Below are 12,832 nucleotides of genomic sequence, written 5' to 3' on the forward strand. Positions count from 1 at the left end.
TAGAGAGGTGAAGTAAGTGAGTACAATAAAAATCGTTCCTTTAGGCGGCGTTCGTGAAAATGGAAAAAATATGTACATCGCAGAAGTGGAAGATGAAATTTTTGTACTGGATTGTGGATTAAAATATCCAGAAAATGAGCTATTAGGAATTGATGTGGTGATTCCCGATTTTACGTATTTAGTGGAAAACATCGACCGTGTTGCAGGAATTTTCTTAACGCATGGTCACGCCGATGCAATCGGGGCGTTACCGTATCTTTTATCGAAAGTTCATGTACCAGTATTTGGGACAGAATTAACGATCGAGTTAGCAAAATTAAACGTAGGAGATCAGGCAGATTCTAAAGACTTTAATGATTTTCACGTAGTCGATGCTCATACAGAAATTGACTTTGAGCATGCTACCATCAGTTTTTTCCGCACAACACATACGATTCCTGATTCGATCGGAATCAATTTAAAGACAAAAGAAGGTAACATTGTTTACACAGGAGATTTCAAGTTTGATCAGAGTGCGATTCCGATGTATCAAACAGATTTTGGCCGTGTAGCAGAGATTGGCAGAGAAGGTGTTTTGGCTTTACTGAGTGACTCTTCTAATGCTGAAAATCCGGCTCAAGTTGTTTCAGAGCTACAAATTGCGGATGAAGTTTTTGATACGATCCGGTATTGGGAAGGTCGTATTATCGTAGCCTGTGTAGCTAGTAATTTGCAGCGTGTCCAACAAGTGTTAGATGCGGCACACCGTTCAGATCGTAAAATCGTATTGACAGGTCAAGATTTTCAACGGATCATCAATACTGCGATTAAACTGGATAAATTAAAATTACCAAGTGAAGATTTGATTATTACTGTGAAGGATATGAAAAAATATCAAGCAGAGCAGCTAGTTATTTTAGAAACTGGCACAATGGGAGAACCAATCAAGTCATTACAAAAAATGGCTAATGGGACACATCGTGTGGTCAAAATTCAAGAAGGCGATTTGGTATACATTACAACGACGCCGACAACGGCTATGGAAACTGCTGTGGCTAAAACCGAAGATATCGTTTACCGTGCTGGTGGCGTGGTCAAACAAATATCAGATAACATGCGTGTCTCAGGTCACGCTAATCCTAATGATCTACAATTGATGTTAAATTTGATCAAACCTAAATATTTTGTTCCTATTCAAGGAGAGTACCGTCAATTAGCAGCACATGCTGATTTAGCTCATGAATTAGGGATTCCATACAAAAATATTTTCATTACTGGTCGAGGAGATATCCTTGAATATAGCAAGCAAAAAATGAATGTCGCTGGCAGTACAACTGCTGATAATATCATGATCGATGGTATTGGCGTTGGTGATATTGGAAATATTGTCCTGCGTGACCGTAGAATTTTATCAGAAGATGGTATTTTTGTCGCTGTAGTTACGATCAATCGTCGTGAAAAACGAATCGTATCACCTGCAAAGATTACCTCAAGAGGGTTTGTTTATGTGAAAACTAGCAAAGACTTGATGAAGGAAAGCAGTCATATTGTGACGGAGATCGTTGAAAAGCATCTTGAAAGCAGCGATTTTGAATGGAGTAAACTAAAACAAGATATTCGCGAGCAATTAAGCCGTTACTTGTTTGAACAAACGAAAAGACGTCCAGTGATTCTTCCTGTGATCATGGAAGCAACTCAACGTAAAGGGCGCAAAGCTACCAATTAAAGAAATCATTCACTCAGTCAGTTTACGGTGGCTGAGTGATTTTTATTTCTGATAGTAAAAAACAAAGCAATTATTTTTTTACAGATATCATTTTTTTCGATACAATAAAGAATGGAAATAACGAGTTCTATGGGCTAAGTTTTTAGGAAAAGCGCTGACGGTAGTTGAAATGTCACTTGTTTATCTTTTTGAAAGTTAATTAAGTCCTGTAGACGTCGATTTTGAGGAGTGATAACAATGGAAAAGAAGCAAGAAACCCGCTGGATCAAGTTTCTTGGGGGTAAAAATTTATTATTCACATTAGTAGCCTTATTATTACTGGGTGCTGTGATTTTTGTTTTTCATGAAGTGGGGTTTATTTTTGGACCAATTGGAGTTGTCTTTAAAACAATTATTGGGCCAACGATTTTAGCATTGATTTTATATTATTTGTTCAATCCAGTGGTCAACTGGTTAGAGAGACATAAAATAAAACGAGTTTATGGTGTTTCAGCTATTTTTATTGTCTTGATTGCGTTGATTGTGATCGGGATCATCTTAGTTGTACCACTCCTACAAAAGCAAGTAGAGGGATTGATCGAAAGTTTTCCGCAGTATATGAATGACTTAAACAAAATGGTCACTGATTTTTTCCACAATTCTGCATTAGAAAAACCATTAGCCAATGCCTTAGATGGAATTCAGCGTTGGTTTGATAATGTTTCAGATGGGATTGGAAGTTATTTTAGCAAAGCTGTTGAAGGGGCGTCTACGGTATTTTCAACCTTAACGGGTTTTGCACTTGTGATGGTGACAGCACCGATCATTACCTTTTTCTTATTGAAAGATGATCAAAAGTTTTTTTCCTTTGTTTTAAATATTATACCACCACGCTTTAGAAGTGATGCCAAAGAAATCGGTACAACAATGAGTAGTCAAGTGGGTGCCTATTTAAAAGGGCAGATACTAGTCTCAATCGCAATTGGTATCTTGACCTTCATTGGTTTTTGGTTAATCAAAGTACCTTATTCAGGAACCTTGTCGATCATTGTGGGGATTACAGCCGTGATTCCTTATATTGGACCAGTGATAGCATTTATACCAGCGGCAATCGTTGCTTTGATGGTTTCGTTTGGAATGTTTATTAAGATGAGCTTAGTCTGGATGCTTGTTCAAATGCTGAATGGTCATTTGATTGCACCACAAGTAATGGGGAAACGTCTAGTTGTGCATCCATTAACAATCGTGATTGTTTTATTGGTGATGGGTGATTTGTTAGGGATGTTCGGATTGATTTTTGGGATTCCAATTTATGCGATTGCTAAAGTCTTTGTGACTTATGTTTTTCGTAAGTTCAAACAACGATATAATCATTTCTATGGTGACAGTGGTGAATATGAAGATACTGAATTTTCTAAAGAAGAGTATTTAGATGAATAATTAGAAAAAGAGTAATTGATTTTGACTAAAAGAGCAATTTTTTGTTGGGACTTATAATCAATTACTCTTTTTTTACTTGTTGTATTAGCGTTAAACTCCCACTTCGTGGAAAATGATAATTCGTATCTTTTGTAATACTTTTTTTTAGGCGTTACAATTTAGATATGAACAAAATAATGAATGATAGGGGAGGGTAATAGATGAAACGATTACTGAAAATTATTATTGGATTCGTGATTCTTCTTTTATTTATTGGCACGTTGACTATACTTAGCCAATTGATCACTATTCCTTGGTTATCTTATGAAGTAGAAGCGCTTATTTATCAGTATCCTAAATTGTTCATGGTTTTTGAAGGAACATTACTTATATTAGGAGGACTGTTGGTTTTGGGCTTGCTGGTTGTGTTATCCGTTTCTGGAAGTAGAAGACGTCTGGTGATAAAAGAAGGCAAAAATCAAATTGAGATCCCAAAAAGCACGATCGAACAAATCGTACAAGAATCATATGGTACGATCATTCATCCAGATAAAACGAAGATGATGGTTAAAATCAAAGGAAAAGAAAAAGTAGCGGTGAAAGTAAGGATCGATGTTCGAAGTAAAGAACGCTTTAAGCCAATGGCCGAAGAAATCACCCAACAGCTACAAAATACATTAGCTGAGACACTTGAATCGATTGATAGTCGAGTAACGGTTTACTTAAGAGAAAAAGAGCCTACAGAGTCCTCAGCTTTTAGTAAAAAACAATCACGAGTGGTTTAGGAGGGGAAAATGATGGACCAAGAAAAGAAAGACCGTTGGGAAAAATTGCTTAAACCTTACCGCTTTCGGATCATTTGGACAATGGTATTTCTGCTATTAGCCTTATTGTTATTATTGATCGGGTTCTGGAAAACACTTGTCCTCGTGATTTTTGCAGGGGTCGGATATGTTATCGGGAAAATGCGTGATGAAGACTTGGATATTTATTCCTTGATAGATTCAGTTAGGTCTATGATAGGGATTTAAAAAATTATTTAGAAGGAGTCGATGCAAATGGTAGACGCAGTAGAAAGAAATTCAGGGGAGTTAAAAGCAAAATTAACATTTGAAGATGTTGTGATTAAAAAAATCGTTGGTGTCGTTATTTCAGATATTGATGGTATTCTAGGGTTGAGCGGCAATCTATTCAGTGATTTTGCTGATCGTTTTAGAGAGAATGAGGACATTACAAAAGGAGTCAGTGTTGAAGTTGGTACGAAGCAGGTAGCTGTTGATGTAGCAGTAATCTGCAAATATGATGTAAATATTGCACAAGTATTTGATCAAACAGTTGAAAAAGTAAAAGAATCTATTCATCATATGACAGGTTTAGATCTTGTAGAATTTAATATGAATGTAGATGATGTCATGACTAAAGAACAATACTTGGAGAAATATCGCGGTAAAGATAGCGATCAAAATACCGATCGTAATTAATATTTTTTGAACGAATTTTCATTCTATATAAAGCAACAATCAATTGATAAAGTATTTACTTTCGTTTAAAGGGTGAAGCAAAACTAGAAAAAGTCTTGCTTCACCCTTATTCTTTTTAGCGTGTTACATGCTCTAATTGTAACAAAAATTCTTTTATACTAAGACCGTCATGCTCGATACTACCTAAATAGCCTGTTAGTTTACCGTTTTTACCGATTACTCGATGGCAAGGTACAATGATCGGTAGCGGATTTTTACTATTTGCTTGTCCAATAGCTCGCACAGCTTTTGGTGACGCGATAGCCTGTGCAATAGCTTGATAACTGCGTGTTTCACCAAAGGGAATCTGAGCAAGTGCATCCCAGACAGCTCTTTGAAAATCGGTCCCGGTATTGATCGATAAGGGAACTGAAAATACTTTTCGTTTACCTGAGAAATATTCTGCAAGTTCTTTTGCTGCAAGTTCTGTATACTGGTTCGTCTGATGGTCAGCAAGTTCAAAAAAAGCGACAGTTGTGAGGCCTTTATCATCAGCATCTAACCAAAGCGAACCAAAAGGTACAGTTATTTTCATAGTTTTCTCCTTTATTTAAATCGTTACTTTATTATACTCCATCTTGAAGTGTGGTACTATATTTTTATAGATTGAAATTGGGGGCGATACAATGGAAGATATCATCATCTTTCATACAAATGATTTACATTCCCATTTAGAGAATTGGCCTAAAATCAGACGCTATTTGACTCTTCAAAAGAAAAAATATACCGAGGCAGGAAAGACTGTTTTGACTGTTGATTTAGGTGATTTTATTGATCGTTGGCATCCTTTGACAGAAGCGACAGATGGTCAAGCAAATATAGCATTGATGAATGAAGTCGACTATGATGCAGCGACGATTGGGAATAATGAAGGGGTCGGTAACTCAAAAGAGCAGTTGAATCAGTTGTATGATCATGCGGATTTTCCGGTTTTATTAGGTAACTTGTTTGATTTAACGACACATCAAGCGCCAGCTTGGACGAGTTCATATAAAATCATCGAAACAAAAGAGCAGACAAAAATCGGCTTGATTGCGTTGACTGCGCCATTTCCTTTAACCTATGCACCAAATGGTTGGGAGATTCGCTCGATTAAAGAAGTATTGCCGCAATTGATTAGAGAAGTTCAGCCGAAGTGTGATATCTTAGTTTTAATGAGTCACTTAGGAATTGATGAAGACCTTAAAATTGCAAATGCATTCCCAGAGATCAATGTGTTGCTAGGTTCACACACACATCATTTGTTTAAGTATGGTGAAAAAATTAATGGGACACAGCTTTCTGCTGCAGGCAAATTTGGTAATTATATAGGTGAAGTACAGTTATCAGTGGACAAAGGGCAAATTATTCAGAGTGGAGCAAAAGCGATTGCAACGGCTGAATTACCTACATTAGTGCAAGATCAAAAGGAAATCGATGATTATCTAACTTTAGGGCATCATTTACTGAAAACAAAAAAAATTGCTAAAATTCCTCATTCATTGTTGAGTGATTTGAATGCAGAACACCCTTTAATGGTCACGGCATTAAAAGCGTTAAAAGAAAAAGGGCAAACCGAAGTCGCAATTTTAAATAATGGCTTATTTTTAACAGATATACCAAAGGGAATCGTAAATGCTGATCAACTGCATGAAGCTTTACCACATCCGATGCATCTGATCCGTGTGACGTTATCAGGTCACGACTTGGTTCGTATGGTCAAAGAAATGGAAAAAAATCGTGATTATTTGCGTAAGTTTCCGATCATGGGAATGGGTTTTCGCGGCAAGGTTTTTGGGGAGCTTTATTATGATGGTCTTGCTTACAATAAGCAAAAGGAAGAAGTTTTATGGAATCATCGACCCATTGAACTAGAAAGTAACTACACGTTTACAACAATCGACCATTTCATGTTTATTCCTTTTTTTCCAACAATCGAATTAGCTGGATCTGTTGACTTTATTTTTCCAGAATTTTTGCGAACCGTATTAGGAAACTACTTGAAGACGCACTACCCAATCCTTTAAAAACAAGGTATAATAAAATTTAGGCGGTGAAAAAATGACAGATAAAGTAAAAAAAACATATAAATCAACCAAACCAGTTAAACATAAAGAAGAACCAGCAGCAACCTTAACGGAAGAAATCACAGCTGTTCTTGAAGAAATCAAAGAAGAACCTGTCAAAGAAAAGAAAAAAGGTGAGATCGTTTCGCTTATTGATGAGAAACATGTAACGATCGGCGAACGTCAGTACCTTTTAGTAAAAAATCATCGAGAAGCATTTGATGCTGAAAGATTGGGCGAACGTTTTAGTGATGTTCTTTCAAGATATGATTATATCGTTGGTGATTGGGGATATGATCAACTTCGTTTAAAAGGGTTTTTCAATGAGACGAATCGTAAAGCGGCACCTGAGCAGAGAATTGATACGTTGGAAGACTATTTATATGAATATTGTAATTTTGGTTGTGCCTATTTTGTCATTGAGCGCGTTGGCGGCAAAAGAGAAAAGCAACAAACACGACGTAAAAAAACAACTAAAAAACCAGCTTATCAAAACCAAGCACATACAGAGGAAAAACGTATACCTGTATCAAATAAAACAAAACCAGTAATTAAAAATCGCAAAGAAAACCAACCTAAAAAAGCAATCATTGGCAATCAAGAGAAAAGCGTCGGTAAAGGACGTTCATTTACAATTCGTCAACGTGAGGAGTAATCATCTGTGAAAAAACATTATCAAGGATATTTGATCGATCTAGACGGTACAATTTATTTAGGCAAAGAAGTGATTCCAGCAGGAAAAAGATTTGTTGAACAATTGCAAGAATTGAACATCCCTTTCCTTTTTGTGACGAATAATACGACAAAGACTCCAATAGCGGTTGCTAAACGACTTAGTGAAGAGTTTGATATTCAGGTTCCCGCTAAGACGATTTATACAGCGAGCTTGGCAACTATTGACTATATGAAAGAACAAGGCAAAGGGAAGCGCGTTTATGTGATTGGAGAATCAGGGCTAGTGGATTTGATTTTGTCTGCTGGATTTGTCTGGGATGAAGAGTCACCAGACTATGTTGTCGTTGGCTTGGATACTGAGATCAATTATGAAAAGCTTGCCGTTGCTTCTCTTTGTATCAGAAATGGCGCTCTGTTCATCGGAACGAATCCTGACAAAAGTATTCCAACTGAACGTGGATTGTTACCAGGTGCAGGTTCATTTATTTCGTTGATTCAAACCTCTTCGCAAACAGATCCTGTCATGATTGGAAAACCAAATGCAATCATTATGGATGAAGCTTTAAAAGTGATGGGCTTAAACAAAGATGATGTAATCATGGTCGGTGATAATTATGAAACGGACATTCAATCGGGACTTCAAAATAATATCGATAGTTTACTAGTCCTATCTGGATTTACAGCAAAATCTGCAGTTCCACATTTAGCTGAACAGCCAACATATGTTGTTGATTCTTTAGACGAATGGGTTTTTTGAGATGAAAAGGGCAAAGAGCAACTGGATCTGGGTTGAACGTTTAGGGATCGCGTGTTTGATTCTAACGATTATTGCGTTGAGTATTACCATAACAATCAATTTTCGACCATTGTATAGTAGCGATATTGATTCTTTGGCTATTTTAGACTATGTTTCAATTGATAAACCAACATTACTAAAAAACTATGGACAATTGATGGGATATTTGAATAATCCTTTTAATCATATATTACAACTATCAGATTTCCCTGTTTCAAAAAGTGGAGCCTTTCATTTTTATGAAGTAAAGCGTCTGTTTTTACTTTGTTATGCAGTGTTGGTCATTACGGTGATTCCAAGTGGTCTTTTTGTTTTCCGCTTGATTAAGGAAAAAAGAGTGTGGCGCTTGATTCGTCCATTTCAATGGGGAATGATCATACCAGTATTTTTTGCAGTGTTGATGGCGATTGGCTTTGATCAGTTTTTTGTGGCGTTTCATGGTGTATTTTTTAATAATGATGATTGGTTATTTGATCCGGCTACAGATCCAATTATCAATGCTTTACCGGAAGTATTTTTTATGCATAGCTTTATTTTATTTTTTATTTTGTTGGAATTGTTTTTCTTGATCGGTATTATTTTTGGAAAACGAGAACTAAAAATGTTATAAAGAAGGTTAGGTTACGAGAAATAACTCATAGAGTATATTTCTCGTAACCTTTTTTTGATCAGGTAGCTTCTTAAAAAAAATGAAATGAAATAGTAACGTTTATATTTAATTGTTGACATTTAATGTAGGTACCTTTACAATATAAGACAGGTACCTGATTTATATTCTGTTTAATGGAGGAATCACCGATGGAAGAACAAACATTAATGGAACAGTTTCTAAGCTTACAAGCAATGATGCAACGCTATTTTATGAAACGTCGTAGAGAACATGGACCTTTTGGTAATCCACATAGGGGACAAGGCAGAGTATTGAATTTGTTGAAACTTAAACCTGAAACGACTCAAAAAGAATTGTCTTATCTTTTAGATATGCGCCCTCAATCTTTAGGTGAGTTATTAGTCAAGTTAGAAAAGAATGGTTATATCAGCCGAGAGCCGCTCGAAAGTGATCGCCGTGTGATGGTGATCCGATTAACTGAAGCTGGGAGAGCGGCTGCTGAAAATAGCAAACAAGATGAAGAAACGATCTTTGATGTGTTATCTGAATCAGAACAAGAAGAATTTAAAAGCATCATGAGCAAATTACTTGAAGCTTTAGAAGCTGAAATTCCTGAAGCAGAGCGTGATTTTAGAGGACCGCATATGAGTGGTAGACATGGAGGGCGCGCAAGAGGATTTAGTGATGCACATGGAAAAATGGCCCCAGATTTTGATCCGCGCAACCTTTTTGGTGCAGTAGGTTTTCAAAAAAGCAGAAAATTTGCTTTTGACCCGTTCAAACAAACGGATGAAGAAGAGGGCTTTGATGATTTTTAAGAAATTACAATATTTGACGTTAAACAAGTTTTCTTTTAAAGAAAGCTTGTTTTTTATTAAATTCAATCTAGTTTTTAAAACTAGATTGAATGTTTTTCGAAATAATGTTAAACTGTTTTAGTAAATAGAAGGAGGGATCTTATGAATGAAATAAAATCCTCTTTACAAGTATGGGGCAAAGCGTTGGTAGATGTTCATTTGCCAAGATGGCATGAATTACCCGAGCTGGAATTGTATATGGATCAAGTGATCACATTGGTTGAGCGTTACCTATCGCCAGTTATATTAAAAGAAAAACACACATTATTGACCTCTTCGATGGTCAATAATTATGTGAAATTAGGGCTGATTCCACCACCTAATAAAAAACGCTATAATCAAAAGCACTTAGCTTTTTTGATTGCGATTACTTTATTAAAACAAGTACTAACAATACCAGAAATCAAACAAGGTATTTTATATCAAGGAGCAGCGGTTGGTATTCGTGAAGCATATGATCTATTTTGCGATGAGCAAGAAGCAGCTATAGCAGTAGTTGTTGCCCAAGCTTTGGGGAATGAACCCGTCGCAGCTTTCGATCAATCGATTCCAGTAGAATTTATGATCGTCAAAGGGGCTACCTTGTCATTTGCAACAAAGTTGTTCACTGAAAAAGTTATTGAGTTAGCACAAAAAAACATAGAAGAAAATGGAGAATATGAGAATGAATAAAGAAAAGATTGCTCTATTAGTGGATTCAGGGACAGATGTTCCGCAAGAATTAGTGGAACAATATGGAATGTATATGATCCCTTTACAAATTATTTATAAAGATCGTATTTATACAGATAAAGTAGACATTACACCTGAAGAAGTATACGAGGGTTTAGCTGTTGAAATTCCTAGTACCTCGTTACCTGATGGCGAAACCATTACCAATATTTTTGAAAAAATCAAAACAGATGGTTATGAAAAAGTATTGGCTGTTACGATTTCTAGTGGATTGAGTGGGACATATAATGTTGTTCGCTTAATTGCAGAAGAATTTGAAGGATTAGAAACATACGTTTTAGACACAAAAAACATTGGGATCGGCAGTGGTCTCCAAGCAATTGAAGCCGCAAAGTTAATAGAGGCAGGTCATTCGTGGAACGAAATCAAAACAACGTTGACTGCTAATGTAGGAAAAGCAAAAGTTTATTTTAACGTTGCTACTCTTGAATATCTTCAAAAAGGCGGACGCATTGGGTTGGTTGCTTCCATCTTAGGAAATGCGTTAAAATTGAACCCGATCATTTCTTGTAACGGAGAGGGAGTTTATCATACGGTCGCCAAAGCTCGCGGTAGGAAGAAAAGCTTAGAAAAGACGTTTGATTTAGTGAAGGCTTTTATTGGCGATCATAAAAAATTTGTTTTAGCAGTTGCCCAAGGACAAGCGGTTGAAGAGGCCGAAGCATTCTATGCTAAATTAAAAGAACAATTTCCTCAAGCAGAAAAAATTTATTTTGGAACGATCAGTCCAGCTTTAGTTGTTCATACAGGACCGGGACTATTAGGGATCGGCATTCAACTTTTAGATTAAAGTTAACTACCAGCAAAAGGCATTTAATCAAATGACTTTGCTGGTAATTTTTTCATTTGCTTTTTATCAAAAAATTGAGAGATTACTCACTGGATTTACGCTATTATATAGAAGGTGGTTTGGACAGGAGTGTTTAATCCCGAGAACCACGTAGGTACTGAGCAACATAAACTCATACTTCGTTGTGTTTTACAGCAATAAGAAGAAATTCACGAAAATGACAAGAAACACGGAATGTTTAATTAAGATGTTGAATGCTTCCTAATTGGTACTCTTCAAATTTTTGTGACCAAGTAGGTATTGTGTAACATCAGTTCATAACGTTCACGGTGTTTTACAACAATTTCAGCTTATTTCTGAAGCCTTCAAATGTTAGTGCTTTAGCACTTAGAATTTGATATGATCGAAGCGAAGCGTAGTGATTGCTTCTGCTCCACCGTTTATACAGACTCCTTCTTTTTATATATTTTTTATTCCTGTTTGATAATGATCAAAGAGCGGTCCGGATAAGTGAAAGTTAAATGTGTTTCGATCAACGAGACCTACGACTTCTTGGCTTTGGTACAGCTTGATAAGAAATTCTGCTATTTCTCTCGCTGTATGAAAGGTTGTGAAGCCTTTAGTATAATCATAAGATTTTGAGCCATTCGCTATTTGTGCAAATTCTGTTTCTGTTGCTGCAGGAGCTAAAACTTTTGCTTTGAGAGGTGCGCCTTTAGCTTGTAGTTCTAACGCGATTCCTTCTGTAAAAGCACTGACATAAAACTTTGTTGCGCAATAAGTGACAGCGTTAGGGACATTTTTATAACCACCTGCCGAAGAAATATTGATTAATTGAGCACCAGCTACATTTTCATAATCGGTGACATAAAGCGTGGATAATAAAGTCACAGCTTCAATATTTAAACGTAGCATTTGACTAACCGTATTTAAACTTTGATCTGATACACCATGATAATAACCAAATCCAGCATTATTGATCCAAGTTTCAATATCATATGATTTCAAGTCATTGTACAAAGTAAAAATATTTTTTTCTTGAGATAAGTCAACTGTTTGAAGAACGATGTCAAGTGTAGGGAAGTCGACAAGTATTTCTTCTTTTAAATGCTTAAGTAGCTCTGTTCTTCGTGCAATCAAAATTAAATTTTTTCCCTGCTTACTAAATGCTTTTGCTGTTTCCCAGCCAATACCTGAACTAGCACCTGTGATAACTGTATACTTCATGATTTCTTCCTCCTGAAAAGTAAAATTGATGTTACACTCATAGTATAGGGGTTCGAGCCATCTCTAAAGCAAGCAAAAAAAGGATGTGAAAACAATGTATACGATTAGTGAATTTGCTGAGAAGATTGGGATTAGTGTTTATACATTAAGATATTATGAAAAAGAAAGGTTGATTGAACCTGTCAGAAATGAATATAATTATCGTGTTTATGGAGAAGAGGATCTGGATTGGGCTAATTTTGTGATTAAACTAAAAAATACGGGCATTTCTTTGAAAGAGATCAAAAAGTATACTCAGTTAAGAAAAATTGGTGATACCACGATTCCCGAGCGCAAACAGTTATTGCTGAACCATCGCATACAGATCATGGCTGAATATGAAAAAGTCAAAAGTCATCTTGAATTGTTAGATAATAAAATTAGTTTGTATGAGCAAATGGAAGCAGCACTTAAAAAATAAAAATCCCTTAAGGAGAG

Annotated in this window: 15 protein-coding genes; 13 read left to right on the plus strand and 2 right to left on the minus strand. The window is 36.1% G+C overall.

Annotated elements, in window-relative coordinates; all coding sequences use genetic code 11:
• Positions 1 to 16: 16 nt before the first annotated feature.
• From IGJ50_RS13300 to IGJ50_RS13320, 5 genes are all read left to right on the plus strand, one after another.
• A complete protein-coding gene (locus IGJ50_RS13300; protein WP_069638612.1) occupies positions 17 to 1,705 on the plus strand; it encodes a ribonuclease J in 1,689 nt (562 codons plus the stop codon).
• A gap of 237 nt (positions 1,706 to 1,942) precedes the next feature.
• Entirely contained in the window at positions 1,943 to 3,124 is a 1,182-nt protein-coding gene (locus tag IGJ50_RS13305) for an AI-2E family transporter (protein WP_069638611.1), read from the plus strand.
• Positions 3,125 to 3,324: 200 nt separating this feature from the next.
• Complete coding sequence (gene amaP / locus IGJ50_RS13310; protein ID WP_429950842.1) at positions 3,325 to 3,888, plus strand: alkaline shock response membrane anchor protein AmaP; 564 nt, start codon at positions 3,325 to 3,327, stop codon at positions 3,886 to 3,888.
• Positions 3,889 to 3,897: 9 nt separating this feature from the next.
• Positions 3,898 to 4,134, plus strand: a complete 237-nt coding sequence (locus tag IGJ50_RS13315) for a DUF2273 domain-containing protein (protein ID WP_239574075.1) — start codon at positions 3,898 to 3,900, stop codon at positions 4,132 to 4,134.
• Between the two features lie 27 nt (positions 4,135 to 4,161).
• Entirely contained in the window at positions 4,162 to 4,584 is a 423-nt protein-coding gene (locus IGJ50_RS13320; protein WP_069638824.1) for an Asp23/Gls24 family envelope stress response protein, read from the plus strand.
• Between the two features lie 115 nt (positions 4,585 to 4,699).
• Here the strand turns inward: IGJ50_RS13320 and IGJ50_RS13325 are convergent, their stop codons facing one another.
• The gene (locus tag IGJ50_RS13325; protein ID WP_429950844.1) at positions 4,700 to 5,158 is read right to left on the minus strand and encodes a methylated-DNA--[protein]-cysteine S-methyltransferase; all 459 of its coding nucleotides are present in this window, start codon (positions 5,156 to 5,158) and stop codon (positions 4,700 to 4,702) included.
• A 91-nt stretch (positions 5,159 to 5,249) separates the two neighbouring features.
• Between IGJ50_RS13325 and IGJ50_RS13330 the strand changes: the two genes are divergently transcribed.
• The 7 genes from IGJ50_RS13330 to IGJ50_RS13360 all read left to right on the plus strand — a co-directional run bounded on the left by IGJ50_RS13330 (position 5,250) and on the right by IGJ50_RS13360 (position 11,128).
• Positions 5,250 to 6,629 carry a bifunctional metallophosphatase/5'-nucleotidase gene (locus IGJ50_RS13330; protein ID WP_069638607.1) on the plus strand — a complete coding sequence of 460 codons (1,380 nt, stop codon included), beginning with the start codon at positions 5,250 to 5,252 and terminating at the stop codon, positions 6,627 to 6,629.
• A gap of 34 nt (positions 6,630 to 6,663) precedes the next feature.
• A complete protein-coding gene (locus IGJ50_RS13335) occupies positions 6,664 to 7,323 on the plus strand; it encodes a YutD family protein (protein ID WP_069638606.1) in 660 nt (219 codons plus the stop codon).
• Between the two features lie 6 nt (positions 7,324 to 7,329).
• On the plus strand, positions 7,330 to 8,100 hold the full coding sequence (locus tag IGJ50_RS13340; protein ID WP_429950846.1) for a TIGR01457 family HAD-type hydrolase: 771 nt from the start codon (positions 7,330 to 7,332) through the stop codon (positions 8,098 to 8,100).
• Between the two features lies 1 nt (position 8,101).
• A complete protein-coding gene (locus tag IGJ50_RS13345; RefSeq protein ID WP_429950848.1) occupies positions 8,102 to 8,749 on the plus strand; it encodes a TIGR01906 family membrane protein in 648 nt (215 codons plus the stop codon).
• 188 nt (positions 8,750 to 8,937) lie between these two features.
• Positions 8,938 to 9,567, plus strand: coding sequence for a MarR family winged helix-turn-helix transcriptional regulator (locus tag IGJ50_RS13350; protein ID WP_069638603.1), 630 nt, complete (start codon positions 8,938 to 8,940; stop codon positions 9,565 to 9,567).
• Positions 9,568 to 9,708: 141 nt separating this feature from the next.
• Entirely contained in the window at positions 9,709 to 10,278 is a 570-nt protein-coding gene (locus IGJ50_RS13355; RefSeq protein ID WP_069638602.1) for a DUF1836 domain-containing protein, read from the plus strand.
• Positions 10,271 to 11,128, plus strand: a complete 858-nt coding sequence (locus IGJ50_RS13360; RefSeq protein ID WP_069638601.1) for a DegV family protein — start codon at positions 10,271 to 10,273, stop codon at positions 11,126 to 11,128. Before IGJ50_RS13355 ends, IGJ50_RS13360 begins: the two co-directional genes overlap by 8 nt.
• Before the next feature lie 459 nt (positions 11,129 to 11,587).
• Here IGJ50_RS13360 and IGJ50_RS13365 read toward each other — a convergent pair whose 3' ends face one another.
• A complete protein-coding gene (locus tag IGJ50_RS13365; RefSeq protein WP_429950850.1) occupies positions 11,588 to 12,355 on the minus strand; it encodes an SDR family NAD(P)-dependent oxidoreductase in 768 nt (255 codons plus the stop codon).
• 94 nt (positions 12,356 to 12,449) lie between these two features.
• Here IGJ50_RS13365 and IGJ50_RS13370 point away from each other — a divergent pair, with 94 nt between their 5' ends.
• Positions 12,450 to 12,815: a MerR family transcriptional regulator gene (locus tag IGJ50_RS13370; protein ID WP_429950851.1), complete on the plus strand. Its 366-nt coding sequence runs from the start codon at positions 12,450 to 12,452 to the stop codon at positions 12,813 to 12,815.
• Positions 12,816 to 12,832 lie beyond the last annotated feature (17 nt).

The organism is Enterococcus sp. AZ101 (genome assembly GCF_050499005.1).
GTDB classification, from domain to species: Bacteria; Bacillota; Bacilli; order Lactobacillales; family Enterococcaceae; genus Enterococcus_L; species Enterococcus_L ureilyticus.